The sequence below is a fragment of the Saccharopolyspora hattusasensis genome, assembly GCF_050972075.1.
GTDB classification, from domain to species: domain Bacteria; phylum Actinomycetota; class Actinomycetes; order Mycobacteriales; family Pseudonocardiaceae; genus Saccharopolyspora; species Saccharopolyspora hattusasensis.
Window position 1 is genome coordinate 5,682,411 of record NZ_JBPCDC010000001.1, and the last position, 25,889, is coordinate 5,708,299.

The following is a 25,889-nucleotide window of genomic DNA, read 5'->3' on the forward strand; positions in this document are numbered from 1 at the left end:
GACGAGTCGTTGCGAATGGTTCCGAGGGCGGTGCCCTTCGGGCTGCTCCTCGGGTGGGTGCCGCCCTTGGTCTTAATCATTACCGGATCGGTGGATACCGGTCGCGGCCTGCGGATCCATCAGGGTTAGATGATCATTGGGTGCGACCAGACCAACGTTTCTCCGGGAGCGGTGCCATGAGCGAGATGCATGTCCTGCTGGTTCACGGAATGACCGGTTCCGGTCCTTGGCATTGGCAGCAGTGGCTCGCCGGGCAGCTCCGTGAGCAGGGCGTCCAGGTGGACCTGCCGGCCCTGCCCGACCCCGACCGGCCGATGCTCGAAAACTGGCTGCCGGTGCTTCGGGAGCGGCTGGAGGCCGTGCCGCCGGAAGCCGAACTGGTCGTCGCGGCCCATTCCTGCGGGGTGGCACTGTGGCTGCACCACGCGGCGACGATCGCCGGGCGGTCCCGGCGCGCGGACCGGGTCCTGCTCGTGTCCCCGCCGGCCCGGGACTGGCAGCACCCGGGCGCCCAGGGCATCACGCCCTACCCGGCGGACGCCTCGGCGCTGCGCCGGGCCGCCGGGATCACCCGCCTCGTGGTGGGCACCGGCGACCCCTACCTGTCGATGTACCAGGCGCACGCGTTGGCCGAGGACCTGCAGGTCGAGGTGGACGTGATCCTCGATGGCGGGCATCTCAACACCGACGGCGGCTACGGTCCGTGGCCGGCGGTGCTGCGGTGGTCCCTGTACGGCACGGTCCCGCTCAACGACCGCTTCGACACGGACACCTACGCCGCGGGCCCGTCCCAGGAACGCCTACGCCTGGTCTGAGAGCCTGACTGGTGAACGGAATGGTCTGGGTGGGTGGTCGCTTAGCGGAACCTTAGGTTCCCTGGACTGCGGGTGCCCCTCCTGATGTATGACCAAATACGCGGCGGAGGGGCCGTCCTCGCCAGAAAACCTCTCAGAACCCGCCGATGGTCGTCTTGGCAAGGTGAATGCAAGCGGCTACGCCGCTTCCAAAGGCGCGGACGGCATTCGCCGACAGGCTCTGAGCTGAGCCCTTCACCTGTCGCTTGAGCGGGCGAGCTGGGTGCCGACGAAGTCGACGAGCTCCGGCAGCGCCTTGCGGTAGTAGCGGCTGTTGTGGCCACCCGGGGTGGTCGAGGCGTAGTCGGGCTGAGCGGCGCGGATGAAGCGGCGGGTGCCGTCGATGAAGCGGTCCTCGGTGCCGCACCACACGCCCAGCGGGACGTCGCCGAGCGCGCCGATGTGGCGGAGCGGGTCCATCTCCGCCCACTCCGCCTCGTTTGCGAAGGCCCGCCGCTTGCTCATCTCCTGCCAGCTGGTGATCAGCGCCGGGGAGACCACGGCGGCGGCCGACAGGGGGTTGCCCTGCTCGCGGCGGCGGCGGGCGTAGAGCAGCGCGCCGAACCCGCCCATCGAGATGCCGGCGGCCGCGAACGGTCGGCCGCCTTCGCCGCCGAGGCCACGTTCGGCCAGCCAGCGTGGCACTTCGTCGAGCAACATCGACATCGGGTCATCGCCGGGCCACCGGTGCCAGTAGCTGTTCCCGCCGCCGTCCACGGCGAGGAACGCGAACGACGGGATGCGGCCGACCGCGACCGAGTCGGACAGCCAGTTCGGCAGCCCGCCCGCCGACTTGCGCGCGTCGCCGAACCGGCCGTGCAGCATCAGGCAGGCCGGAAGTCCTTCGCGCGCAACGCCTTTCGGGTACATCGTGACGAGGTGGACGGGGCAGTTGCGGGCCTGCGAGTACACCTGCTCCACGGACAAGTCCGACGCGTCGGCCAGTGGCACCGCCGGGCGCGAGTCGAGGTCGGCGGTCAGGCCGACGCCCAGCGCGGCGAGCCCGGCGACACCGGAGGCAAGGACGCTGCGCCGACTCAGCATGCGGCCGCGCGATTCACCGTCGCCCATGCGCCCTCCCGTTTGACCGTTCCGCTCTATCGTGCCAACGGCATGTGCCGCCACCAACCGGATGGGGCGCAATCAGGCGATGTCCTTCGTCACGATGCGTTCAGCTCCGGTGTAGACGTTCATGGACTGGCCGCGGAGGAACCCGATCAACGTCATGCCCTGCTCCGCCGCGAGGTCCGCGGCCAGCGACGATGGCGCGGACACCGCGGCGAGCGCGGGCACCCCGGCCATCGCGGCCTTCTGCACGAGTTCGAACGAAGCCCGGCCGGACACCAGCAACACGCATCCGGTCAACGGCACCCGGTCCGCCAGCAGGGCCCAACCCAGGACCTTGTCGACCGCGTTGTGCCTGCCGACGTCCTCGCGCACCACGAGCACCTCGCCGCCGGAATCGAACAGGCCTGCCGCGTGCAGCCCGCCGGTGGTGTCGAAGACGCGCTGGGCGGCCCGCAACCGGCCGGGGAGCTCGATGAGGGTGGCGGGTTCCAGCGTCAGCGGGTCGTCGGCGGGGGAGTGGCGGGTGCTCAGCCGGACCGAGTCCAGCGCGGCCTTGCCGCACACCCCGCAGGACGAGGTGGTGTAGAAGTTGCGCGTCACCGAGGCGTCCGGCGGCTGCACGCCGGGCGCGAGCAGGATGTCGAGCACGTTGTAGGTGTTGCGGCCGTCCGGGCCGGGGCTGTCGCAGTAGCGGGCCGTGGACAGCTGGTCCTTGTCGTGGATGACGCCCTCGGTCAGCAGGAACCCGTGCGCGAGCTCGATGTCGTGGCCGGGCGTGCGCATGGTGACCGAGAGCGGGGTGCCGTTGACCCGGATCTCCAGCGGCTCCTCGGCGGCCAGGGTGTCCGGCCTGGTCCGGGCGCCGTCGGCGGCGATCTTCAGCACCGGTCGTCGTATGGTTACGCGTCCCATCGGGCCCTCCCTGCCAGGCTGCGTCGGCGAAACGCGCTTCATTCGGGTTTGTACACAGTATGCTCAGCCGCGCTGTGATCAACACCGCGCCGGGGAGGTCCCATGGTCGCAGACCTGCTCGCTCCCACTCGAATCGTCGCACCCACTGGCTGGAACCGGTGGCTGGTTCCGCCCGCCGGCCTCGCGGTGCACCTGTCCATCGGGCAGGTCTACGCCTGGAGCGTCTTCAAGCCGCCGCTGGAAGGGGCCCTCGGCCTGTCCGGAACGCTTAGCGCGCTCCCGTTCCAGCTGGGCATCGTGATGCTCGGGCTGTCCGCCGCGCTGGGTGGGACGCTGGTGGAGCGCCGTGGCCCGAGGTGGGCCATGGCGGTGTCCACCACCTGCTTCTCGCTGGGATTCCTGCTGTCCTCGCTCGGGGTTTCGCTCGGCCAGTACTGGCTGGTGGTGCTCGGGTATGGATTCGTCGGCGGGATCGGGCTCGGCATCGGCTACATCTCGCCGGTGTCGACGCTGATCAAGTGGTTCCCGGACCGGCCGGGCATGGCGACCGGCATAGCCATCATGGGCTTCGGCGGGGGCGCGTTGATCGCCTCGCCGTGGTCGGCCCAGATGCTGGAGGCCTTTGGCACCGGTCGGTCCGGGATCGCGCTGACCTTCCTGGTGCACGGGCTGGTCTACGGGGTGTTCATGTCGCTGGGCGTGGCGCTGGTGCGGGTGCCGCCGCCGGACTGGCGCCCCGCGGCGGCGCCGAAGCAGGTGGCCCGCCCGCTGATCACTACGGCGAACGTGGCGGCCCGCAACGCGGTCCGCACGCCGCAGTTCTGGCTGCTGTGGGTTGTCCTGTGCTGCAACGTCACGGCCGGGATCGGCATCCTGGAGAAGGCTTCGCCGATGATCGTCAGCTTCTTCGCGGAGAGCTCGACACCGGTTGCGACCGGCGCCGCGGCCGGGTTCGTCGCACTGCTTTCGCTGACCAACATGGCCGGGCGCTTCATCTGGTCGTCCACATCGGACATTCTCGGGCGCAAGAACATCTACCGGCTCTACCTCGGCGGCGGGGTGCTGCTGTACCTGGGCATCATGCTGTTCGGGGCGACCGGGGTCCCGGTCTTCGTGCTGTTCGCGATGCTGATCCTTTCGTTCTACGGCGGCGGTTTCGCGACGATCCCCGCCTACCTGAAGGACCTGTTCGGCAGCTACGAGGTGGGCGCGATCCACGGTCGGCTGCTCACCGCGTGGTCGGTGGCCGGCGTGTTGGGGCCGCTGATCGTCAACGCGATCGCCGATGTCCGCAAGGCGGCCGGTGCCACCGGGCCGGACCTGTACACGACGTCGCTGTACATCATGATCGGCCTGCTCGTCGTCGGGTTCGTGGCCAACGAACTCGTGCGGCCGGTCAACCCCAGGTTCCACGAACCGGCCACGGGAGGTGCGCGATGAACCGCCGGGGACTGCTCCTCTTCGCGTGGGCGTGGGTCGGCGTGCCCTTCGCCTACGGCGTGTACGAACTCGTCCAGAAGGTCACCCAGCTCTTCACCGGCTGACCCTCGGCGCAAATCCGAAGCGCGGTTCTCCTCTTTGGACTCGCGCTGGTCGCGCGTGCAGCAGGAGGTCCAGTCCACTGCGGGACTGGACCTCCGGGCCGGATCGCTACGAGGCGATGTATCCCCAGCTCGGGCACGAGAACTCGTCGCCGTGATGAATCGACGTGACGTTGTTCTGCAACCCGTACGCGTCGAGGTCGTCGATCCGGCTGCCCGGTAGAACGGTGACGCATCGCCCGTAGCGCCAGTGTTCGTACAGCGTGATCTGCTGGTCCGTCCTGTTGATCACAGACTCTGCCTCGTCGCTGCTACCTGGACTTCGCCCGAGATCGGGCTGGGAATTCCTGGACCGCCACATCCAGTTCTCCTGGCCCTGGTTGTAGAAGGGGGCGTTGTACCAGCAGAACTCACCCACGGGACACCGCTCGATGCCGCTTCCGCGTTCCTCGACGAATGTTGGAACCGTTCTTGCTTCTGGACCGTCTGCCCCGGGGACGGCGACCGCGGCGTGCCCGGCGGCAGCGGGAAGAAGAGCGATGGCGGCAGCGAAGCCACCAGCGACGAGCGAACGCAGACGCATGGGAATCTTTCCCTTTCGGCTGGAAGATCGACATGTAGGACGTTTCAGGATGTTTCCGCCGCTGCCAGCGGAAGTCCACCAATGAGTCCCCGTTACAGCCTGTCGGGTTACTGGACGACACCCGGTCGAACCAGCAGTACCTCAAGGCACTAAATCGCCACCGAATTACGCAGGTTTCGAACTGGTCCAGGAGGTTGTTCGGCTCTTCACGGCCCCGCGCCTGCGGGGGTGGTTGGTGGCGCTAACGTCGGTCGCGCACCCCGCACAGTGAGGAATGTGATGGCCACCAGCACCCCGCTCGATCGGCAGAACCTGGGCTTCGTGGAAGCGCCGGAGCCGATCACCGAACCGGTCACCAAGTTCGGCGGCCAGCCGGTTTGGCTGGCCGAACCGACCTGGCCGCTATCAGCGAGCACCGGCCGGCCGATGCGGTTCATCGGCCAGATCCGCCTGCCGGGCGAGGCGGTCCGGCTCGGCTACCTGTTCATGACCGAGGACGATCCCGGCGAATTCGTCGACGGCACCTACGACCCGGCCGGCGGCGAGAACGCCTTCTTCGCCCAGCCCGGCGAACCGGCGGACTTCTATCAGGTGGCCAGCATCCGCCGCGGCCCGACGTTCGGCCCCGACCACCGAGCGGAACTCACCCCGCACGACCCCGACGCCGCCACCGACGACGAAAACGACCTGCTGCGCAGCCGCCTCTGGGGCGAACCGGGCTGGCTGCAGGGCGAGGAGTGGCCGGACGAACCCGGCACCTGGCGCTTCGTGGCGCAGTTGGACAGCGCGGACGAACCGTTCGACATGAACCTGGGCGACGCGGGTGTCGCCTACGCCTTCCTCGACGAGAAAACCGGCCAAGGCCGCTTCCTCTGGCAATGCTGCTAGGTGGTTGCCGGGAGTCCAGTTGATCACTCGTGCAGCCCTTGGTTGATCATTGCTCTTGAGAGAGAAACAAGATCGATCCAAGGGCTGCGGTGGCTCGTGTGCATGATCCCGGACGCGGGTTGCATTCGGGGTGGGGTTCGGGAATTACGACATAACACCGGGAATTACGACATAACACACTGTCCCGTGGCGGGGATTGGTCGTGCTGCAACCGATCGCTGTTGGCGACAGCGGTCGGCACCAGCGACAGGTCAGGTCCGTTCCAGGCGGATGATGACGGCCTTGGAGACCGGGGTGTTGGACTTCTCCGCCACCGAGTTCAGCGGGACCAGGGGGTTGGCCTCCGGGTAGTAGGCCGCCGCGCAACCCTTGGCCGTCGGGTAAGCGACGATCCGGAAGCGGTCCGCGCGGCGCTCTTCGAGCGAGCCGTCCGCCGCCGTCCACTCCGAGATCAGGTTCACCAGATCTCCCGCCGCGAAACCGAGTTCCGCGATGTCCTCGGGGTTGACCAGTACCACGCGGCGGCCGTCCTCGACGCCGCGGTACCGGTCCGACAGGCCGTAGATAGTGGTGTTGTACTGGTCGTGGCTGCGCAGCGTCTGCAGCAGCAGGCGCCCGGCAGGCACCCGGATCGGCTCCGGGACGTTCACCGTGAAGTTCGCCTTGCCCGTCGCAGTCGGGAAGGTGCGGCTGTCGCGCGGCGGGTGCGGCAGCACGAAACCGTCCGGTTCGCGGACCCGGCGGTTGTAGTCCGCGCAGCCGGGCACCACCTGCGCGATGTGGTCGCGGATCACGTCGTAGTCGCGCTCGAAGGACTCCCAGCGCACAGGATGGTCCGGGCCGAGCAGCTCGCGGGCCAGCCGGCAGATGATCGCGACCTCCGAGAGCAGGTGCTCGGACGCCGGGGCGAGCCGCCCACGCGAGGCGTGCACCACCGACATCGAGTCCTCGACCGTCACGAACTGCTCCCCGCCGCCCTGCACGTCGCGTTCCGTGCGGCCGAGCGCGGGCAGGATCAGCGCGGTCCGGCCCGGGGTCGCGTGCGAGCGGTTGAGCTTCGTGGACACCTGGACCGTCAGCTCGCAGCCGCGCAGCGCCTGCGCGGTGGCGTCGGTGTCCGGCGTCGCGGACACGAAGTTTCCGCCCATCCCCAGGAACGCCTTGACCCGGCCGGACTGCATGGCCCGGATGGTGTCCACTGTGTCCAGACCGTGGTGGCGCGGCACCGGCACCCCGAACTCGCGCTCCAGGGCGTCCAGGAACTTCTCCGGCATCTTCTCCCAGATGCCCATCGTCCGGTCGCCTTGCACGTTCGAGTGGCCGCGGACCGGGCAGACTCCGGCGCCGGGCTTGCCGATCATTCCGCGCAGCAGCAGTAGGTTGACCACCTCGCGGATGGTTGCGACGCCCTGCTTGTGCTGGGTCAGCCCCATCGCCCAGCACGCCACCGTGCGCTGCGAAGAGATCAGCATCTCCGCGATCCGCTCGATCTGCTCGCGGGCCAGCCCGGTGGCCTCGGTGGTGGCCGCCCAGTCGACGTCGGTGGCCTGGGCGGCGAACTCGGCAAAGCCGTGCGTGTGGGTGTCGATGAAGTCCTGGTCCACCGCCCCCGCCTTGATCACCAGCGCGTTGAGGGCCTTGAACAGCGCCAGGTCGCCGCCGATGCGGATCTGTGCGAACTCGTCGGCCAGTTGGGTGCCGTCGCCGACCACGCCGCGCACGTTCTGCGGGTTCTTGAACCGCATCAGGCCGGTCTCCGGCAGCGGGTTGACCGCGATGATCCGCCCGCCGCGCCGCTTGACCTTCTCCAGCGACGACAGCATCCGCGGGTGGTTGGTGCCCGGGTTCTGGCCCACCACCAGCACCAGGTCCGCGTGCTCCACATCGGACAGCGACACCGAGCCCTTGCCGATGCCGATGGTCTCGGTCAACGCCGACCCCGACGACTCGTGGCACATGTTCGAGCAGTCCGGCAGGTTGTTCGTGCCGAAGCTGCGCACCAGCAGCTGGTAGAGGAATGCCGCCTCGTTGCTGGTGCGGCCCGAGGTGTAGAACGCGGCATCGTCGGGCGAAGCCAGCCCGCGCAGGTTCGCCGCGATCACCTCGAACGCCTCGCCCCAGCCGATCGGGCGGTAGTGGCTGTCGCCGTCGCGCAGGATCATCGGCTCCGTCAGGCGACCCTGCTGGCCCAGCCAGTAGTCGGTCTTGCCGACCAGCTCGGCGACCGGGTGGCGGGCGAAGAACTCCGGCCCGACCCGCCGCGTCGTCGCCTCCTCGGCCACGGCCTTCGCGCCGTTCTCGCAGAATTCCGCGATCTTGCGCTTGTCACCCTCGGCCTCGCGCGGGTCCGGCCACGCGCAGCCCGGGCAGTCGAAGCCCGCGCGCTGGTTCAGCAGCGGCAACGTCCGGGCGGTCCGGGCCAGGCCCATCTGCTCCCAACTGCGCTGCAGCGAGACCAGCACGCCCTTCACGCCCGCCGCGGCGTGGCCGGGCTGACCGACTCGGAGGGCGTTCTCGTCGATGTCCTGTTCTGGGGCTCCACGCGACATGGCAATAGCGTGCGACACCATTCACAGACCGGCATCGCCGAGGTGTCGGGAGTCACAACGGATGCTGGTCGCGGCGCAGCCTAATGCCCGGAAAACGCGCTGAACAGACACTCGTAGAATTCGGTGCGTGACACAGACCCATGCCGCCCAGCCCCGTGAACTTCCGTCGACCTGGAATCCGGCCGACGTAGAGGCCGAGCTGTACGAGCGCTGGGTAGCTGCCGGGTATTTCGTCGCCGACGCCAACAGCGACAAGCCGCCGTTCTCGATCGTCATCCCGCCGCCGAACGTCACCGGCAGCCTGCACATCGGGCACGCCTTCGAGCACACCCTGATGGACATCCTCACCCGGCGCCGCCGGATGCAGGGCTACGAAGCGCTGTGGCTGCCCGGCATGGACCACGCGAGCATCGCGGTGCAGGCGCTGGTGGAGCGCCAGCTCCGCGAGGAGGGCATCGACCACCGCGACCTGGGCCGCGAAGCGTTCCTGGAGCGCGTGTGGCAGTGGAAGGAGAAGCACGGCGGGGCGATCCTGTCCCAGATGCGCCGCCTCGGGGACAGCGTGGACTGGACCCGCGAGCGCTTCACCATGGACGCCGGGCTGTCCCGCGCGGTGCAGACGATCTTCAAGAAGCTCTTCGACGACGGCCTGATCTACCGGGCGGAGCGCCTGGTCAACTGGTCACCGGAGATGCGCTCGGCGATCAGCGACATCGAGGTGGAGCACAAGGAGGTCGAGGGAGAGCTCGTCTCCATGCGGTACGGCGACGGCGATGACTCGATCGTGGTCGCCACCACCCGGATCGAGACGATGCTCGGCGACACCGCCGTCGCGGTGCACCCCGACGACGAGCGCTACAAGCACCTCGTCGGCACCGAGATCGAGCTCCCGCTGACCGGTCGCAAGATCCCGATCGTCGCCGACGAGCACGTCGACCCGGAGTTCGGCACCGGTGCCGTCAAGGTCACCCCGGCGCACGACCCGAACGACTTCGAGATCGGCAAGCGGCACGACCTGCCGATGCTGACGATCATGGACGAGCAGGGCCGGATCGCCCACACCAGCACGCAGTTCGACGGCATGGACCGCTTCGAGGCCCGCGTCGCCGTCCGCGAGGCGCTGCGCGAGCAGGGCCGCATCCTCGCGGAGAAGCGCCCGTACCTGCACAGTGTCGGGCACAGCTCGCGGTCGAAGGAGCCGATCGAGCCGCGGCTGTCGCTGCAGTGGTTCGTCAAGGTCGGCCCGCTGGCCAAGGCCGCCGGCGACGCGGTGCGCGATGGCCGGGTCGCGGTGCACCCGCCGGAGATGACCAAGCGTTACTTCGACTGGGTCGACAACCTGCACGACTGGGCCATCTCGCGGCAGCTCTGGTGGGGCCACCGCATCCCGATCTGGTACGGGCCGAACGGCGAGGTCGTCTGCGTCGGACCGGACGAGGAGCCGCCGACCGGCGAGGGCTGGCACCAGGACGAGGACGTGCTGGACACCTGGTTCTCATCGGGCCTGTGGCCGTTCTCCACGATGGGGTGGCCAGCGGACACCACGGACCTGCGGAGGTTCTACCCGACCAGCGTCCTGGTCACGGGCTACGACATCTTGTTCTTCTGGGTCGCCCGGATGATGATGTTCGGCCTCTACGCGATGGACGGCGTGGAGCCCTTCAAGGTCATCGCGCTGCACGGCATGGTCCGCGACGCGCACGGCAAGAAGATGTCGAAGTCTGCGGGCAACACCGTCGACCCGCTGGTGTGGATGGACACCTACGGCACCGACGCGCTGCGGTTCACCCTGGCGCGCGGCGCGAACCCCGGCACCGACTCGCCGATCAGCGAGGAGTGGGTGGCGGCATCCCGCAGCTTCTGCACGAAGCTGTTCAATGCCACCAAGTTCGCGATGATGAACGGCGCGCGGGTGCCGGAGCGGCTGGCCGACCGCGGCGAACTCACCGACGCGGACCGGTGGATCCTGGACCGGACCGACCAGTTGGTGTCCGATGTGGACGAGCTGCTGGAGGACTTCCAGTTCGCCAAGGCCACCGAGGCGCTCTACCACTTCACCTGGGATGAGTTCTGCGACTGGTACCTGGAGCTGTCCAAGGTCCAGCTAAACGCTTCTGGAGCTGGCATGGGCGATAATTCTTCGCCTGCCCATGACCAGCGACCGGGTGCGGGTGTCCCGCAGGACGCTGCCGAGCGGGCGGAGCGCACCCGCGAGGTGCTCGGGTACGTGCTCGACGTGCTGCTGCGACTGCTGCACCCGACCATCCCGTTCATCACCGAGACGCTGTGGACCGCGTTGACCGGCCGCGAGTCCGTGGTGATCGCGGAGTGGCCGGAGGTGTCCGGGGCGGCTGCCGACGAGGCGGCCGCGGTGCGGATCGCCGCGGCGCAGAAGCTGATCACCGAGATCCGGCGGTTCCGGTCCGACCAGGGGCTAAAGCCGGGTCAACGGGTGGCGGCCAAGCTTGGCGGCGTCGTGGAGCAGGGCCTGGCCGACCACGTGCCCGCGGTCCGGGCGCTGGCCCGGGTCACCGAGCCGGCCGACGGGTTCACCTCGTCGGCGTCCATCGAGGTCGGGTTGACCGGCGGCAACGTGTCGGTGGAGCTGGACCTCTCCGGTGCCGTCGACGTGGTCGCCGAGCGCAAGCGGCTGGCCAGGGACCTGGCCGCGGCGGAGAAGGAACTCACGGGCACCGACAAGAAGCTGAACAACCTGGCATTCCTGGACAAGGCCCCGGCCGACGTGGTGGACAAGATCAAGGCCCGTCGCGAAACGGCGCAGGCCGACATCGCCCGCATCAACGCGCGCCTGGCCGCGCTGCCGGAGGCCTGATCGGTTACGAGAGTGGTGGGTGGCGATTTCGCGCGAAATCGCCACCCACCACGCATGGGGTGCGGCGATTTCGCGCGAAATCGCCGCGCTCCTTTCCGGGCGCGTCGCCAGGTTGGTGCGTCCACGCTCAACGGTTGCATTAGTTAGCCATGCCTAACCTGAGTGAGGCTCGCGATAGGGCACGCGCCCTCGGAACGGGGCCGCCGCTCGCCGATCTCGCCCGCCGGGCCGCTCGACCACCGCCGCCGAACGGGTCTTCGACGGCCCGCTCGACGTCGAGACGTAGACTGACCTCGACATTCGTCGTGCCCAGCCGAGAAATCGCAGGGGAGTGAGCATTTGTCCGGCACCGATCCCGCCGCGCTGCAGGAGCTACGCGTGGTGGAGGCCGAGCTCAACGAACGCTGGCCGGAAACCAAGATCGAACCGTCGCTCGACCGGATCAGGGCGCTCACCGAGCTGCTCGCCGACCCGCAGCACAGCTATCCGGTCGTGCACATCGCCGGCACCAACGGCAAGTCGTCGACCTCGCGCATCACGGACGCGTTGCTAAGCGGCCTCGGGCTGCGCACCGGCCGCTACACCAGCCCGCATCTGCAGCTGGCCACCGAGCGCATAAGCATCGACGGCGCGCCGATCAGCCCCGAGGGCTACGTCGAGGCGTACCGGGACGTCGCCCCGTATGTGTCCATCGTGGACTCGCGCAGCGACGTCCGGATGAGCAAGTTCGAGGTGCTCACCGGCATGGCGTTCGCGGCCTTCGCCGATGCCCCGGTGGAAGCCGCGGTGATCGAGGTCGGGCTGGGCGGAAGCTGGGACGCGACCAACGTCGCCGACGCGAAGATCGCGGTCGTCTGCCCGGTCGCGCTTGACCACGCCGAGTACCTCGGCACCGACCTCGCCGGGATTGCCGAGGAGAAGGCCGGGATCATCAAGCCCGGTTCGATCGCCGTCGTGGCGGCGCAGCCCGCCGAGGCGCAGAAGGCGATCATGGAGCGGGTCGCCGAGGTGGACGCGACCGTGGCCCGTGAAGGCCAGGAGTTCGGGGTGCTGTCCCGGACCGTCGCGGTGGGCGGCCAACTGCTCCGGCTGCAAGGCCTGGGCGGCGTGTACGACGAGATCTTCCTGCCGCTGCACGGCGAACACCAGGCGCGCAACGCCGCGCTCGCGCTAGCGGCCGTCGAGGCGTTCTTCGGTGCCGGTGCGGACCGGCAGCTCGACGTCGAGCGGGTCCGCGAAGCCTTCGCCAGCGTCGTCACCCCGGGACGCCTGGAGCGGGTCCGCGCGGCACCGACCGTGCTCGTCGACGCGGCCCACAACCCGCACGGTGCTCGCGCCCTCGCCGACGCACTGAGCTCGGAGTTCTCCTTCCGCCGACTGGTCGCCGTGGTCGGCGTGCTCGGCGACAAGGACGCGCGCGGCATCCTCGCCGAACTGGAACCGGTGGTCGAGGAGATCGTGTTGACCAAGAACTCCTCGCCCCGCGCGATGGATCCCGACGAACTCGCGGGCGTGGCCAAGGACGTCTTCGGACCAGACCGGATCGTGGTGGAACCCCGGCTGGACAACGCGGTCGAGACCGCGATCCAGCTGGCCGAGGAGACCGAGGAACCGGGCGAGTCGGTCTCCGGCGGCGGCGTTGTGATCACCGGGTCCGTGGTGACCGCGGGCGAGGCGCGCGCCCTGTTCGGCAAGGAGCCGGCGTGAGCCATCCGCAAGACACGGGAGCCGTCGTGACCGATCAGTCGAAACCCGAACCGGAAAAGGGCCTGCCCGAGGCACCGGCCGGCGTGCGCGACCCGTGGAAGGGCCTGCGCGGGATCATGGCGGGCACGCTGGTGCTGGAGTTCATCACCTTCATGCTCGCGCTGCCGGTGGTCGGGAAGCTCGGCGGTGGCGTCTCCAGCATCGGCTTCGTCATCGTCACGGTGCTTTCGGTGCTGATGCTGGCGGCCGCGTTCGTGCAGCGCCGCCCCTGGGGACTCGGCGTCGCGCTCGCGCTGCAGGGCGCGATGATCCTGTGCGCCTTCGTGCACCCGGCGGTCGGGATCATGGGTGCGGTCTTCGCGGCGGTGTGGGGCTACATCCTGTACCTGCGCCGCGACGTCGCCCGCCGCATGCGGGAGGGGCAGCTCTACGACCAGCTCGGCCACCCGCCGGGCTACCCGCCGGAACAGGCCGACTGAACGTTGCGCGTCCCGTGAGTACTTTTCGGTGTCACAGCGCCGAAAAGTACTCACGGGCAGCTAGCGGCGGAGCGCTTCGACGAGTGCCGAAGCGGCCGGGTGCCAGGGCCTGGCCAGCGGCCCGGTGAGGACGAGACTGCGGGTTACGCGTTGGCGCAAAGGGACCAGCACGAGCCTGGCGTCGAGCATCGGCTCGGCCAGGCCCGGGACCACCGAGATCCCCACACCGGCGCGGACCATGGCGAACAACGTGCCGAGCTCGCGGATGCGGTGGGCGGGTTCGAGCCGGGCCCCGGCCTGGCGGTAGGCGTCGCGGACGTGCCGCTCGCAGCCGCCGCAGGACAGCAGAAACGGGGCGTCGTCGAGGTCGCGGAGGTCGATCTCGCGCTGGTCGGCCAGCGGGTGGTCGTGCGGTAGCAGCGCGTGGAAGCGGTCCTCGCCGATCGGCACCCCGTCGCCCGGCGGCGGATCCACGAGCACCGCGAGCTCGACGGTCGCCGAGGCCAGCCAGTCGGCGACCTCGTCGTCCTCGCCTTCGAAGACGCGGATCTTCAGCTGCGGGAACTCGTCCCGCCAGCGCGCCAGCAACTCGGGCAGCAGCCCCTGGCAGACGGTCGGCGGCGCGGCCAGCCGGAGCGGGCCGGTCGGACGCCCGTCCCGATGCTCCGCGAGCACGCGGATGGCGTCGGTCGCGGCGACGGCGGTCCGGGCGTGTTCGAGGATGGTTCCGCCGAACGCCGTCGGCCGGGGTTTTCCCTGGCGCACCAGTACTCGGCAGCCCAGCGACTTCTCGAGCGCTGCCACGGCGTGGGACACCGCGGACTGGCTGATCCGCAGCGCGTCGGCCGCCGCGCTGAACCCGCCCTCGTCCGCCACCGCGAGGAACGCGCGGAGCTGCGCGATGTTGATCGACATGAGAAATCCTCATCGATGGCTCAGATCTGCTTGTTTGACTCATGATGCCCGGTCTTGTGCGATGGCGGAAAGCCGCCGGAGAACGGCGGCGGCGACAGACAAGGTGGTGGCATGGCCGAGCGACTGGTTGAGTCCGCGGAGCGCGGGACCGAACGGTGGTTACCGGGCTTCGTCCTGCTGTCCGCGATCTGGGGATCCAGCTTCGTGCTGATCAAGGTCGCCGTCGACGCCGGTGTCGCACCGGTCTGGGTGGCGCTGGCGCGCTGCCTCTTCGGCGCCGTGGCGCTGTGGCTGGTATGCGCCGCGCAGCGGGTTCCGGTGCCGCGCGATCCCCGGACCTGGGGGCACGCCGCAGTGGTGGCGTTGTTGCTCAACGCCGTGCCGTTCACGCTCTTCGCCTACGGCGAGACGCACGTCAGCTCGGTGCTGGCCGGGGTCTGGAACGCGACGACGCCGTTGACCACGCTCGTCTTCGTCCTACTCCTCGTCCCGCAGGAGAAGCCGACCGCGCGCCGGATGGTGGGCCTGCTGATCGGCTTCGGCGGGGCGCTGGTAGTCCTCGGAGTATGGCGCGGTGTCGGCGGCGCGGTGCTGGTCGGGAGCCTCGCCTGCCTGACCGCGACCACCTGCTACGGCGCCGGATTCGCCTACACCAGGCGGTTTTTCTCCGGCCGCGCCGAGTCGGCGACCGCGCTGACGGCCGTGCAACTCACCTGCGCCACGACCCAACTCGCGCTGGCGGCCGCGGTCGTCGGGGCGGTGCCCGCGTGGCCTGGCGCGACGGCGTTCGGATCCCTGGTGCTGCTGGGCGCGGTGGGCACCGGCCTCGCGTTTCTGCTGAACATGCGGGTGATCCGCGCGGCCGGGTCGACCATCGCATCGACTGTCACGTACGTGACACCGTTGTGGTCGACGGCGCTGGGCGCGCTCCTGCTCGCCGAACCGGTCGGCTGGAACACCCTGCTCGGAGGGGCCCTGGTGATCGCCGGAGTCCTCTTCGCCAGGACCTCCCGCTGACGCCGAACCTGGGCGGATGAGCGCTAGCCAATATCGATGACGGCTCGGCCGACGGTTTCGCCTCGCTTGAGTGCGTCGTAGGCCTCTTGGACCTGCTCGAATGGGTAGTGGCGGCTGATCGCGTCCTGGGGGCGGAGCAGGCCGCGGGCCACCAGGTCGAGCAGGACCGGCATGTCGCGCCGCGGCTTCGCGCCGTAGGAGCCTTTGATCTGCAGCTTCCGTCGGGCGATCGTGGCCAGGTCGAATTCCCCGGTGGTGCCCCTGGCGGCGATGCCGACGACCACGACCTGCCCGCCCTCGACGACCGAGTCCCGGGCGATGTTGAAGGTCGGCACCGCGCCCAGCGCCTCGAATGCGATGTCCACGCCGCGCCCGCCGGTCAGCTCGCGAATCGCCGCTGGAGCGTCGACTTCTGCGGAGTTGACCGCGTGCGTCGCGCCGAGCTTCCGCGCCTCAGCCAGCTTCTCCTCGCTGATGTCCACCGCGATGATCACCGATGCGCCGAACACCGCCGCCAGCTGGATCAGCGCCGAACCGACGCCGCCCGCCGCGACTACCGCCACGGTGTCGCCCACGTGCACGTTCGCCGCGTGGCGCAGCGCGCCGTAGGCGGTCATCGTCGAGCAGCCCACCGAAGCGACGTCGCTGAGCTCCACGCCGTCCGGCACGCGGTAGACCGAGGTCGCGGGCGCGACGCAGCGTTCCGCCAGGCCGCCCATTGAGTACATCCAGACCGGCTCGCCGTCCGGCCGGAACAGCCGGGTCTCGTCGTCGTAGAGCCGCCCCTTTCCGCGGTTGAACTCGAAGAACCGCTGGCAGATCTCCTCGTTGCCCCGCGCGCACTGCTCGCACTGGCCGCACGGCATGATGAAGCTGGTCACCACCCGGTCGTCAACCTCGAACCCGCTGACGTCCGGCCCGACCTCGGTGATCACGCCGGCAACCTCGTGCCCGAGCACGGTCGGCGTCGGGAACGGCAGTTCGCCCTTGAGCACGTGCAGGTCCGTGTGGCAAGCGCCGCAGGATCGCACGTCGATGGCGACCTCGCCGGCCTTCGGTCGGGGATCGGCGAGTTCCTCGATCCGCATCGGCTGGTTCGCGGCGGTGTGCACGGCGGCGCGCATCCGGACCCCCTTGTCAGACCGGCCAGTCGGTTTGCCCGTGAAGCTATCGCGCCGACCGGCCGGACACCAGGTGTGAGCGCGAAGGTGCCGTCGGTGAACCGGCGGCCGATCGGCACGAACACTTCACTTTTGCGTCGACCAGCGGTGATCCGGAAGCTTCCTGCCCTGGATAGAACCAGCGGCATGAGTCCCGAAAACTCCCAGCTCAACCGGCGCGCGCTGCTCCGCGGCGTCGCTGCCACCGGAATCGCTGCCACCGGCATGTTCCTCTCCGGCGCCCCCGCGTTCGCGCGCGGCGGTCGCCCGGTGCTGACCCACGGCGTCCAGCTCGGCGACCCGCGCCCAGACGGGGCGGTGGTGTGGACTCGCGCCGACCGGCCGTCGCGGATGTTCGTGGAGATCTCCCGGCACGCCGATTTCCGCGGCGCGCGGCGGATCCCCGGTCCGGTCCTGACCCCCGAGACGGACGGCACCGGCGAGCTGCAGGTGACCGGATTGCCGCCGGGGGAGCAGGCCTACTACCGCGTAATCGCCGAGGACCTCGACGGGCGCGTCGAGAGCGAGGCCCTGACCGGCACCTTCCGCACCACCCCGCGCAACCGCCGGGACTTGCGCTTCCTGTGGTCCGGCGACGTCGTGGGGCAGGGCTGGGGCATCAACCCGGACCTCGGCGGTATGACGATCTACAACGCGATGGCCGCTCGAAACCCGGACTTCTTCCTGCACAGCGGCGACACGGTGTACTCCGACGGGCCGTTGAAGGAGTCCGTCACGCTGCCCGACGGCCGGGTGTGGCGCAACGTCGTGACCCCGGAGAAGTCCAAGGTCGCCGAGACGCTGGCCGAATACCGCGGGCAGTTCGCCTACAACCTGCTGGACGAGAACGTGCGCCGCTTCGCCTCGCAGGTCCCGCAGCTGGTGCAGTGGGACGACCACGAGGTCACCAACAACTGGTACCCGGGCGAGATCCTGGACCTCGCCCAATACACCGAGAAGCGGGTCGACGTGCTCGCCGAGCGCGCCTTCCAGGCCTTCCACGAGTGGCAGCCGGTCCGGCGCCAGGACGCGGTGGACGGCCGCGTGTACCGGAAGGTCTCGCACGGCCCGCTGCTGGACGTCTTCGTGCTCGACATGCGCAGCTACCGCGACCCGAACTCGGCGGGCACCACGCCGGAGCGGATCCTCGGCGACCGCCAGGCGCGTTGGCTCGTCGACGAGCTCAGCCGGTCGCAGGCGACCTGGAAGGTGATCGCCTCGGACATGCCAATCGGCATCGTCGTGCCCGACGGCGACAAGATCGAGGCCGTCGCGAACGGGCTGCCGGGGGCGCCCAACGGGCGCGAGGCCGAGCTGGCGTGGGTGCTGCAGGAGATCAGCCGCCGATCGGTGCGCAACACCGTCTGGCTGACGGCCGACGTGCACTACACGGCCGCGAACCATTACTCGCCGGAGCGCGCGGCCTTCGCCGGGTTCGACCCGTTCTGGGAGTTCGTCTCCGGCCCGCTGCACGCTGGCGCGTTCGGGCCGAACAAGCTCGACCCGACCTTCGGACCGGACCAGGTGTTCGTCAACGCCCCGACCCGCCAGGGTGCCTCGCCGTGGGAGGGCTTCCAGCACTTCGGCGAGGTCAACATCGACGGCCGCACCGAGCAGCTGACCGTGGACCTCCGCGACCAGTCCGGCCGCTCGCTGTGGGCCAAGACGCTGGACCCGACTCGCTGACCAGCCACGATCGAGTTATTCCGTGGAAGTGGAAGTAGGAAAGGTCGTATTCTTACTTCCATGAAGATGACGGAGAAGGGGCAGGTGACCATCCCGGTCGACCTGCGCCGCGAACTAGGACTGCGCCCCGGGGATCAGATCGAGATCAGATTGGAGGGAAACGCGCTGATCCTCACCCGCGGGCATTCGGTGCCCAGCCGGGGACAGCGGATCGTGGAGCATCTCCGCGGACGTGTCAGCGGGGAGGGGCTTTCCACCGACGAGATCATGGCGTTGACCCGTGGCGAGTGAGCACGCCCGCGCACCGGCCACGTTGGTCGACTCCAACATCCTGCTCGACATGGTCATCGAGGAGGCTGAATGGGTCGACTGGTCATCGGACGCGTTGGAGAAGGCGGCGGAAGAGGGCCCCTTGGTGATCAACCCGTTGATCTTCGCCGAGGTGTCGGTCCGCTTCCCGACGATCGAGGAAGTCGAGGAAGCGTTCCCGAACGACTTCTTCATCCGCGCGCCTCTGCCGTGGTCGGCGGCGTTCCTCGCGGGGAAGTGCTTCCTGGACTACCGGAAACGAGGCGGGGAGAAGTGGTCACCCCTGCCCGATTTCTACATCGGTGCGCACGCGGCGGTCAGCCGACTCCGCCTGCTGACCCGCGATGCGCGCCGGTACCGCACCTACTTCCCGACGGTCGACGTGATCGCGCCAGACTGAGGCAGGGCCGCCGTCCGGGGTGTCACCTGCATCGATACCCTGGCGGGCAAATCGGGCGCGGCGCGTGTTCGCGCCCTGCGCCACCGGAGATGAAGGAGAGTCAATCGTGAGCGAGCGCACCCTGGTCCTGGTCAAGCCCGACGGTGTCGGGCGTGGCCTGGTCGGCGAGGTGATCAGCCGCATCGAGCGCAAGGGCCTGAAGCTGGTCGCGCTGGAGCTGAAGAACGTCGACCGCCAGCTCGCCGAGCAGCACTACGCCGAGCACGACGGGAAACTCTACTTCTGACTTAGGTTCTTCTGCATAACCGGGGCTCTCGGTCACAAACGAGGGCCTTTTTTCGTCTCATGGATTAGGTTGTGCAGTATGGGGAGATTGGCTAGGGCTCGCATGTTGCGAGCGGCTAGTGACGGGACTCCACTTCGCGCCTTGGTGTATGCGCGAGCGTCAGTTGACAAAGAGAAGTCGGTCGACGCACAGATCGAAGAATGCGTTGAGTTCTGTGAGGATGAGGGATTCGAAGTCGTCGCAGTGCTGCCCGAGAATCAGCGTAGCGCATCACGGTATGCGACCAAGGACCGTCCTCGCTTCGTAGAAGCGATGGAAATGATGCGGTCGGGGACTGTCGATGTGCTGGTCACTTGGGAGAACAGTCGGGCGCAGCGTGACCTGAAGATGTACGTGGCCCTTCGTGACATCTGCGAAGAGTTCGATGTCTTGTGGGCATACGGCGGCGAGGTCTACGACATGAACGACCCCGCCGACCGGAAGGCCACGGCTCAAGATGCCGTGAACTCCGAGTCTGAGTCCGACAACATCTCGATCCGCGTCACCAGGGGCGTTCGTAAGCGAGCCAGCTCTGGCCTGTGGCATGGGCCGCTGCAGTACGGCTACAAGCGCGAGTACGACCCGGACACCGGCAAGGTCGTAGGCCAGGTGCTCGACCCTGAGACGGCTCCGATCGTTCGGGAACTCGTCGAGCGGTTGCTCGCCGGTCACTCGGTGACTGCGATCTGGAAGGATCTCAACGCGCGAGGCATTCCTTGCTCGCGTAGCGGTGAGTGGTGCGCAAGCAAGATTCGAGCCGTCGTCCTCAGCCCTGTGATCGCTGGGTTTCGCCAGTACAAGGGCAGGTTGATCAAGGCTCAATGGCCCGAGATCGTCACCGAGGCCGAAAGAGAGACCCTCGTGGCACTCCTCACCGACCCGGCAAGGCGGACGAACAAGGACGGCACCCGGGTGAAGCATCTGCTTTCAGGAATCGCGTTGTGCGGGGTGTGCGGTTCTCCGGTTGGGCGCGGGAGGGCTGCGACCTACCCGTCCTACATCTGCCGCGCCAACCGATGCGTTGTCCGGAATCAGGCGCGAGCGGATGAGTACGTCGAGGAAGCTTTGCTGACTGCGCTCGAAAGTCCGGATGCGGCCGACATCTTCCGTATCGAGCCTGGCGACGAGGTTGCGAGAGCTTTGGAAAAGGCCAAGGAGTTGCGTGCTCGCCTGAAGACCTTCTACCGCAGAGCTGCCATGGGGGAGATCAGCGATGGTGGGATCGCTGAGATCGAAGCGCAGCTTCTTCCAGAGATCGAAAAGGCAGAGAAGCATGCGAAGCAGGCGTCGTTGCCTCCGGTCCTCGCTGGCGTTGTCGGTTCCAACGCCAGGGCAGCTTGGAAGGCCCTCGATATCGTGCAGCGCCGGGCGGTCATTCGCGCTGTCATGCAGCCTCGGATCTTGAGAGTTGGGAAGGGTGCAAGGGGCCCCGGTCGGATCGGCATCGATCCCGGGTTCTTCGAATTCGACAACGGGCCGATTGCTGAGCTAGCCGCATAGACCAAAAAGCCCCAGGGGCTCCCACTACGGAGAGCCCGTGGGGCGCAGGCGTGCTTATGCAGGTGGTTCCGCTCGCACGAGCTTGAGCAGACTCGGCCGGAAGATGTCGCGCAGGCGGTGTTTCTGCTCTTCGGTGAAGCGTGCCGCTTGACCTGCGGCACGGGCGGCGCTCCTTTCCTCGTAGGACAGAGCGCTTCCACCTTCGAATCCGGTCGACGACATCTTGGTCGAACTGCTCACTTGTTGGTCTCCGCAGGCCTGCCAACTCCATTCGCCACGGGCGGTTCAGCAGGGGCGAGAGGCCGCCCCTGATCGTCGTAGGGGTCAGCGGTGGGAGTCACCTTCGGTTCGGTCGCGATGGCGAAGCCGAAGGCACCCGCGGCCGCGACTACAGCGCTGATGACGCCCGTGATGGCGTCACCCTGAAGTCCGGTGATGAGTCCGGATCCGACGAGTCCGCTGATGACCGCGGTGAGGCCGCCGACGATGCTCGCGGCGGAGCGGACCGGGCGGGGGCGGCGATGCTGTGGCATGGACAGTTCCTCCTGATCAAGTTGGGCTTGGTCGAATGCGGCGAGACGCACGAGGGTGCGGGCGAGGATGCTGGTGAGCCAGCCGAAGGCGACGGCGGCAAGGAACAGCGGAAGTTGCTGCTGGCCGGCCGCCGTCGCGGGGTTGCTCACGGGATGCGAAGGCGCTGGCCGGGGTAGATCCGGTTCGGGTCGGCCAGGTTGTTGTGGTAGGCCAGGGCCTGCCAGGTGGTGCCGTAGCGCTGGGCGATCCCGGACAGGGTGTCTCCGGCCTTGACGATGTAGATCTCCTCGTCGGGGTCGCGGCCGTCCGGGAATCTCAGTCGCTGGCCGGGGTAGATGCGGTCGGGGTCGGCGAGGTTGTTGACGCGGGCGATGTCGTGCCAGTCCACGCAGTACCGCTCCGCGATCTCGGAGAGAGTGTCTCCGGGCTGGACGGTGTAGACCGGCCCCTGCTGTTCTGGGATGCCGACTTCGGGCGGGCAGGGTGGGTTGCTTCCGGTCAGTGGTGCCAGGTCGACCAGGGCGTGATTGAGGTCGACGTCGCCTGTGATGCCGGGGACGCGTCCGGTGGCGGAGTACTGGTGGGCGATGACGTGGGTGGTGGTGTAGCTGGGCTGGCCCGGCGGTCGTCCGTAGTGAGCTACCCAGAGGTAGGTGTCATCGTCGAGCCAGTAGCCGGGATCGAGGCGCTCGGAGAACCACGCGGACGAGGCGTAGATGGTGATCTCGCGCCGCCCGGTGGTCTTACGGAGCTCGGTGATGAAGCTGGCGACCCAGCCGGGCAGGTCGCCGGTTCCGGCGCGCTCGATGTCCAGGCACGGCGGGAGCCAGCCGTGCCCGGCGGCGTCGTTGCGGGCGAGCTCGGCGGCGAAGTGCTGGGCTTCGGCGGCTGGGCTGTTGGTGTCAGGACGGGCGAAGTGGTACGCGCCGACCAGTAGTCCGGCGGCGCTGGCCCCGGCTAGGTTGGCGTCGCCCCTGGGGTCGACGTAGCCGACGCCTTCGGTGAGCTTGGTGTAGGCCCATGTGTGTCCGGAGTCGCGGACGGAGTTCCAGTTGATGACGCCCTGGTGGTTGGAGACGTCGATTCCCGAGGTCACGCGAAGTGTCCCTTTCCGGTTGTGGATAACTTGTGGACAAAGCACGTAGCCCCAGCACATGAGGGTGCGCTGGGGCTACTCGATCGAGTGTTTGTGCTGTTCAGCGGTGGACAGACATCCCTACGCTGGGCGACGCAACGCCGTGCTGTTGTGGAGGCGTCCCATCTTCGGAGAGGGAAGATGGGACGCCCTTTTCGTTCGTCAGCTCTGGGTGCCGATGGCGGCGGAGATCGTGGCGCGCACCGCGCCCGTGCCGATAGTGCGGCGGGCCTGCAGGGTGATTTCCGAGAGGTCGCCGAATCGGCCGGGCATGCGCAGTCGCAGGACCCGGATGTCCTGGCTGAAATCGACCGGAACCGGTTCGCCGAAGGGGATTTTGGTCTCGGGGTTGACGAAGCGAAGTTCGCCCCGAGTGTCGGGCCGATCGCTGGTGAACCGCACGTGCAGCTCAAGCACCGGATGCTGGCGGATGAACCGCGCGATCTCCAACGGTTCGAACTCGCCTGCCGTGGTGGCGGGCCAGTCGCCATACCCGGCTTTGGCGATCGTGACGGGGATGTAGGGGCGAGCGAGACCTTCGCCAGTGGGCACGTCGTCGCCGACGATGCGGTTTCCGGCGTGGTCGTAGACGGAGACGGATTGCCGGTAGTCGTCTGCGCCGGGGTTGTCGTCTATGACGGCGATGCGCCAGGCCCCGCGGTCGTCGGCGAGGAACGTGGCGGGTTGTGGGCTGCCGTCGGGGCGTTGCCATTGGCCATCGAGACCGCCGACGAAGAACACGGTCTGGCCGTCGCGGTCGGCGAGCTGGATGCCGCCGAGGTCGCGGACGGTGATGCCGCCTTCGGAGATCACAGCGTTGGTCAGGGTGCCGCGTGCGAGCTCGTCGACGCGGGCTTCCAGGCGTTTGATCCGGTCTAGGAAGGTGTCCGGACCAGGGGTGACAGGCAACAGGATCCTCCGAGCGATTACGTGGGAATGGGGGCGAGGGTGAGTTCGAGGGTGTCCTCGGATCCGCCGCCCTGCCGGGAGATGCCGGTGATCCGCCGGACTCGTGGCCCTGCCGGGGTAAGCCTGCTCGGGCGCGGCAGGAGGACCACGAGGTCGCCGGGTCGGTAGGTGCCGGGCGTGGGTGGGTGATCGCCGCGCACGACGGCGGTGTCCTTGTGGACTCCGGCGCGGTAGGCGGTCAACGAGGCGCGGGCGTGGTTGCTGAGCACGGCGGGGTCCTTGACGCTGGCGAAGTCCGAGACGACCGTGTCCAGCGGCGGCCACCCGGCGTCCAGAAGGTGGTCGTCTTGGGCGTGGCCGATCAGCCGGCCGCGCTCGGTGCCATCGCCGGGCACGAACACCGACGAGGCTTGGTTTTGCCCGTCGTCGTCCCAGTTCCACGACACCAGACCCGCGCCGTGGTCGAAGTGCCACCGGGCACCTGCCTGCGTCAGGTATGGGTCGCCGACGCGCATCACCCACTCCACGCCGAGCCCGTCGGCGCGGAATCGTGGGGTGAACTGGACTTCCGGTCCGTTCTCCTCTTTGGACAGTTGTTGTAGCCGTTGTCCTGCCATGGCCAGTTCGTGGCCGAAGTAGCGGCGCTCCTCGCCGCCCGTCGGGTCCATGTCGGGGAGCACGATGGGAAGTTCGCCGTGGGGGCGGTTCAGGGCGGTGCGGACGATCTCCACGGCGATGGAGCGCAGGGATCGGCCGGTCAGGATGACATCGGCGCGTGGATCGGTGAACTCCCACGGACCGAACCGCGCCAGCACACGGTGCTCGAACACCGCGGCCAGGCCGGACGCGCCAACCTCGAGGCTGCCGTTGGCGTTCGGCTTGCGCGTCACGATCGGCCCAGCCCACACCACGTGCCCACCACGCACGATCGCCAGAAAGTGCCGCCACTTCTCTGTAACCGCCGCCAGGTCCAGCACTTCGGGAACCGCGTCGATCGGGATCGTGGCTCGCCCGGATCCCGCGCCGTCGAGAGTGTCTTCGAAGGTGTACTCACCCGGGAGTTCGGCAACGACGCGCCCGGAGCGAAGATGGCCTACAAGAACGCGGTACGGCATCATCTGGCTCCTTGCGTCGAGAAAATGGTCCGCGCCTTCCACGCCCGCTCTGGCATCATCGCCAACATGTCCAGCGTTAAGCTTGCGCGACGTATTGAGCTCATTAGAGGGTCCTGGGTCGTGTACCAGGGATCCGGCAAGTTTCTGATGTGAGGCTTTGACCTGGGTTTTCGTGGTCGCTCGCGCCTGGGGGACCCGGTGGGTGGCGCGTGGGGTCCGTGGCGGTGTGATGGAAGTTCTCATGCTCACCGTCACGCCCGGAACGGAGTCCCACGCGCCGATGGCATCTTCGCCTACGTCTGCTGTCCGTCGCCAGTGCCTGATGGATCTGCTGGGGTTGATCAAGGACCCGCGCCGGCGGCGGGGTCGGCAGTATCGGCTGGTCGGCCTGCTGGCCGTGTCGGTGGCCGCGGCCATTGCCGGCGCGTCGTCGTTCACGGCGATCGCGCAGTGGGCCCGCAACGCAGGTGAGGAGGTCCTGGCCGCTCTCGGCGCGGATCGTGGGCCGGCGGAGGAATCCACGTTCCGGCGGGTCCTGTCCAAAGTAGACCCGGACCGGCTGGACACGCTGCTGGGACTGTGGTTATGGACCCGTACCACACGGGTGGCCGACCGGCTGGTCATCGCGATCGACGGCAAAACCGTGCGGGGCGCGAAAGCCGCGGGCGGGAAAGCCCCGCACCTGGTCGCCGCCCTGGTACACGGTCTCGGGACGGTGATCGGGCAGACCGCCGTGGACGACAAATCCAATGAGATCCCGACCGTGCGTGACCTGCTACGCCGCATGGTCACGACGGGCATCGAGCTGGCCGGCGCGGTGATCACCCTCGACGCGATGCACACCCAGACCGAGACCGCCGGGCTGATCCGCGCGATGGGCGCGGACTACGTGATGTGCGTCAAAGGCAACATGCCCAGCCTGCACCGCAGACTGAAAAAGACCATCCCGTGGAGCAAAATCCCGGCGTCGGTCACCGACGACGCCTCGCACGGCCGAAAGACCAAACGCAGCCTGAAAATCGTCCAGGCACCCGAATGGATCGACTTCCCCGACACCGCGCAGATCGCGCAGATCCGCCGGACCCGAACGGTGAAGAACACCAAAACCGGGAAAACGAAGACAACGTGGGAAGTGGTCTACCTGATCACCTCCGCGTCACCGAAGGCCGCGCCACCACAGGTACTGGCGACCTGGATCCGCGAACACTGGCACGTGGAAAACCGCCTGCACTGGGTGCGTGACGTCACCTACGGCGAGGACAAGTCCCTGATCAGAACCGCAAACGCACCACGCGTCATGGCCACCATCCGCTCAACCGCGATCAGCCTCCTACGCCTCGACGGCGCCACCAACATCAAAAAAGCCAACCGCGACCACGCCAGATTCCCCGAACGCACCCTCGCCCTCATCGAAACCGCATGATGAACCATGCCCATCCACACGAAAACACAGGTCAGACACAGGATTCA

At 68.3% G+C, this 25,889-nt stretch carries 24 protein-coding genes and 1 pseudogene; 14 read left to right on the plus strand and 11 right to left on the minus strand.

Going from position 1 to position 25,889, the window contains the following annotated elements:
* Window positions 1-176: 176 nt before the first annotated feature.
* Complete coding sequence (locus ACRXBZ_RS27150) at window positions 177-815, plus strand: RBBP9/YdeN family alpha/beta hydrolase (protein ID WP_433881481.1); 639 nt, start codon at window positions 177-179, stop codon at window positions 813-815.
* A gap of 234 nt (window positions 816-1,049) precedes the next feature.
* Here the strand turns inward: ACRXBZ_RS27150 and ACRXBZ_RS27155 are convergent, their stop codons facing one another.
* Complete coding sequence (locus ACRXBZ_RS27155; protein ID WP_433881482.1) at window positions 1,050-1,925, minus strand: alpha/beta hydrolase; 876 nt, start codon at window positions 1,923-1,925, stop codon at window positions 1,050-1,052.
* A gap of 72 nt (window positions 1,926-1,997) precedes the next feature.
* Window positions 1,998-2,834 carry a formate dehydrogenase accessory sulfurtransferase FdhD gene (gene fdhD, locus ACRXBZ_RS27160; protein WP_433881483.1) on the minus strand — a complete coding sequence of 279 codons (837 nt, stop codon included), beginning with the start codon at window positions 2,832-2,834 and terminating at the stop codon, window positions 1,998-2,000.
* Window positions 2,835-2,936: 102 nt separating this feature from the next.
* Here fdhD and ACRXBZ_RS27165 point away from each other — a divergent pair, with 102 nt between their 5' ends.
* Together ACRXBZ_RS27165 and ACRXBZ_RS27170 are read left to right on the plus strand one after the other, a co-directional pair.
* Complete coding sequence (locus ACRXBZ_RS27165) at window positions 2,937-4,274, plus strand: OFA family MFS transporter (protein ID WP_433881484.1); 1,338 nt, start codon at window positions 2,937-2,939, stop codon at window positions 4,272-4,274.
* Complete coding sequence (locus ACRXBZ_RS27170) at window positions 4,271-4,378, plus strand: MFS transporter small subunit (RefSeq protein WP_433881485.1); 108 nt, start codon at window positions 4,271-4,273, stop codon at window positions 4,376-4,378. The genes ACRXBZ_RS27165 and ACRXBZ_RS27170 overlap by 4 nt, the downstream gene beginning before the upstream one ends.
* Window positions 4,379-4,484: 106 nt before the next feature.
* Here the strand turns inward: ACRXBZ_RS27170 and ACRXBZ_RS27175 are convergent, their stop codons facing one another.
* Window positions 4,485-4,958 carry a peptidase inhibitor family I36 protein gene (locus ACRXBZ_RS27175; RefSeq protein WP_433881486.1) on the minus strand — a complete coding sequence of 158 codons (474 nt, stop codon included), beginning with the start codon at window positions 4,956-4,958 and terminating at the stop codon, window positions 4,485-4,487.
* A 279-nt stretch (window positions 4,959-5,237) separates the two neighbouring features.
* Between ACRXBZ_RS27175 and ACRXBZ_RS27180 the strand changes: the two genes are divergently transcribed.
* On the plus strand, window positions 5,238-5,846 hold the full coding sequence (locus tag ACRXBZ_RS27180; RefSeq protein WP_433881487.1) for a YwqG family protein: 609 nt from the start codon (window positions 5,238-5,240) through the stop codon (window positions 5,844-5,846).
* Window positions 5,847-6,097: 251 nt separating this feature from the next.
* Here ACRXBZ_RS27180 and ACRXBZ_RS27185 read toward each other — a convergent pair whose 3' ends face one another.
* On the minus strand, window positions 6,098-8,395 hold the full coding sequence (locus ACRXBZ_RS27185; protein ID WP_433881488.1) for an FdhF/YdeP family oxidoreductase: 2,298 nt from the start codon (window positions 8,393-8,395) through the stop codon (window positions 6,098-6,100).
* Between the two features lie 127 nt (window positions 8,396-8,522).
* On the opposite strand from ACRXBZ_RS27185, the gene ACRXBZ_RS27190 reads away from it, so the two are divergent.
* The 3 genes from ACRXBZ_RS27190 (at window position 8,523) to ACRXBZ_RS27200 (ending at window position 13,414) form a co-directional block, all read left to right on the plus strand.
* Window positions 8,523-11,228, plus strand: a complete 2,706-nt coding sequence (locus ACRXBZ_RS27190) for a valine--tRNA ligase (RefSeq protein ID WP_433881489.1) — start codon at window positions 8,523-8,525, stop codon at window positions 11,226-11,228.
* A gap of 339 nt (window positions 11,229-11,567) precedes the next feature.
* A complete protein-coding gene (gene folC / locus ACRXBZ_RS27195; RefSeq protein WP_433881490.1) occupies window positions 11,568-12,935 on the plus strand; it encodes a bifunctional tetrahydrofolate synthase/dihydrofolate synthase in 1,368 nt (455 codons plus the stop codon).
* Window positions 12,932-13,414 carry a DUF4233 domain-containing protein gene (locus tag ACRXBZ_RS27200; RefSeq protein WP_433881491.1) on the plus strand — a complete coding sequence of 161 codons (483 nt, stop codon included), beginning with the start codon at window positions 12,932-12,934 and terminating at the stop codon, window positions 13,412-13,414. Before folC ends, ACRXBZ_RS27200 begins: the two co-directional genes overlap by 4 nt.
* Window positions 13,415-13,474: 60 nt before the next feature.
* Here ACRXBZ_RS27200 and ACRXBZ_RS27205 read toward each other — a convergent pair whose 3' ends face one another.
* Entirely contained in the window at window positions 13,475-14,329 is an 855-nt protein-coding gene (locus tag ACRXBZ_RS27205) for a LysR family transcriptional regulator (protein ID WP_433881492.1), read from the minus strand.
* Between the two features lie 111 nt (window positions 14,330-14,440).
* Between ACRXBZ_RS27205 and ACRXBZ_RS27210 the strand changes: the two genes are divergently transcribed.
* Window positions 14,441-15,346, plus strand: a complete 906-nt coding sequence (locus ACRXBZ_RS27210; RefSeq protein ID WP_433881493.1) for a DMT family transporter — start codon at window positions 14,441-14,443, stop codon at window positions 15,344-15,346.
* 23 nt (window positions 15,347-15,369) lie between these two features.
* On the opposite strand, the gene ACRXBZ_RS27215 is transcribed toward ACRXBZ_RS27210, so the two are convergent.
* A complete protein-coding gene (locus ACRXBZ_RS27215; protein WP_433881494.1) occupies window positions 15,370-16,470 on the minus strand; it encodes a zinc-binding dehydrogenase in 1,101 nt (366 codons plus the stop codon).
* A 183-nt stretch (window positions 16,471-16,653) separates the two neighbouring features.
* Here ACRXBZ_RS27215 and ACRXBZ_RS27220 point away from each other — a divergent pair, with 183 nt between their 5' ends.
* The 5 genes and pseudogenes from ACRXBZ_RS27220 to ACRXBZ_RS27240 all read left to right on the plus strand — a co-directional run bounded on the left by ACRXBZ_RS27220 (window position 16,654) and on the right by ACRXBZ_RS27240 (window position 20,726).
* Window positions 16,654-18,192, plus strand: a complete 1,539-nt coding sequence (locus ACRXBZ_RS27220; RefSeq protein WP_433881495.1) for an alkaline phosphatase D family protein — start codon at window positions 16,654-16,656, stop codon at window positions 18,190-18,192.
* Window positions 18,193-18,258: 66 nt separating this feature from the next.
* Window positions 18,259-18,483, plus strand: coding sequence for an AbrB/MazE/SpoVT family DNA-binding domain-containing protein (locus ACRXBZ_RS27225; protein ID WP_256413759.1), 225 nt, complete (start codon window positions 18,259-18,261; stop codon window positions 18,481-18,483).
* On the plus strand, window positions 18,473-18,901 hold the full coding sequence (locus tag ACRXBZ_RS27230; RefSeq protein ID WP_433881496.1) for a type II toxin-antitoxin system VapC family toxin: 429 nt from the start codon (window positions 18,473-18,475) through the stop codon (window positions 18,899-18,901). The genes ACRXBZ_RS27225 and ACRXBZ_RS27230 overlap by 11 nt, the downstream gene beginning before the upstream one ends.
* Window positions 18,902-19,007: 106 nt before the next feature.
* Window positions 19,008-19,184: pseudogene (locus ACRXBZ_RS27235) on the plus strand (nucleoside-diphosphate kinase); the annotation flags it as partial.
* Between the two features lie 147 nt (window positions 19,185-19,331).
* Window positions 19,332-20,726: a recombinase family protein gene (locus tag ACRXBZ_RS27240; protein ID WP_433881497.1), complete on the plus strand. Its 1,395-nt coding sequence runs from the start codon at window positions 19,332-19,334 to the stop codon at window positions 20,724-20,726.
* 54 nt (window positions 20,727-20,780) lie between these two features.
* On the opposite strand, the gene ACRXBZ_RS27245 is transcribed toward ACRXBZ_RS27240, so the two are convergent.
* From ACRXBZ_RS27245 to ACRXBZ_RS27265, 5 genes are all read right to left on the minus strand, one after another.
* Entirely contained in the window at window positions 20,781-20,966 is a 186-nt protein-coding gene (locus tag ACRXBZ_RS27245; protein WP_433881498.1) for a hypothetical protein, read from the minus strand.
* Window positions 20,963-21,409: a hypothetical protein gene (locus ACRXBZ_RS27250; protein WP_433881499.1), complete on the minus strand. Its 447-nt coding sequence runs from the start codon at window positions 21,407-21,409 to the stop codon at window positions 20,963-20,965. The genes ACRXBZ_RS27245 and ACRXBZ_RS27250 overlap by 4 nt, the downstream gene beginning before the upstream one ends.
* A complete protein-coding gene (locus ACRXBZ_RS27255) occupies window positions 21,406-22,356 on the minus strand; it encodes a GH25 family lysozyme (RefSeq protein ID WP_433881501.1) in 951 nt (316 codons plus the stop codon). The genes ACRXBZ_RS27250 and ACRXBZ_RS27255 overlap by 4 nt, the downstream gene beginning before the upstream one ends.
* A gap of 201 nt (window positions 22,357-22,557) precedes the next feature.
* The gene (locus tag ACRXBZ_RS27260) at window positions 22,558-23,304 is read right to left on the minus strand and encodes a hypothetical protein (RefSeq protein WP_433881502.1); all 747 of its coding nucleotides are present in this window, start codon (window positions 23,302-23,304) and stop codon (window positions 22,558-22,560) included.
* A gap of 17 nt (window positions 23,305-23,321) precedes the next feature.
* On the minus strand, window positions 23,322-24,419 hold the full coding sequence (locus tag ACRXBZ_RS27265; protein ID WP_433881503.1) for a hypothetical protein: 1,098 nt from the start codon (window positions 24,417-24,419) through the stop codon (window positions 23,322-23,324).
* A gap of 241 nt (window positions 24,420-24,660) precedes the next feature.
* Here ACRXBZ_RS27265 and ACRXBZ_RS27270 point away from each other — a divergent pair, with 241 nt between their 5' ends.
* Window positions 24,661-25,842: an ISAs1 family transposase gene (locus ACRXBZ_RS27270; RefSeq protein ID WP_433881504.1), complete on the plus strand. Its 1,182-nt coding sequence runs from the start codon at window positions 24,661-24,663 to the stop codon at window positions 25,840-25,842.
* Window positions 25,843-25,889 lie beyond the last annotated feature (47 nt).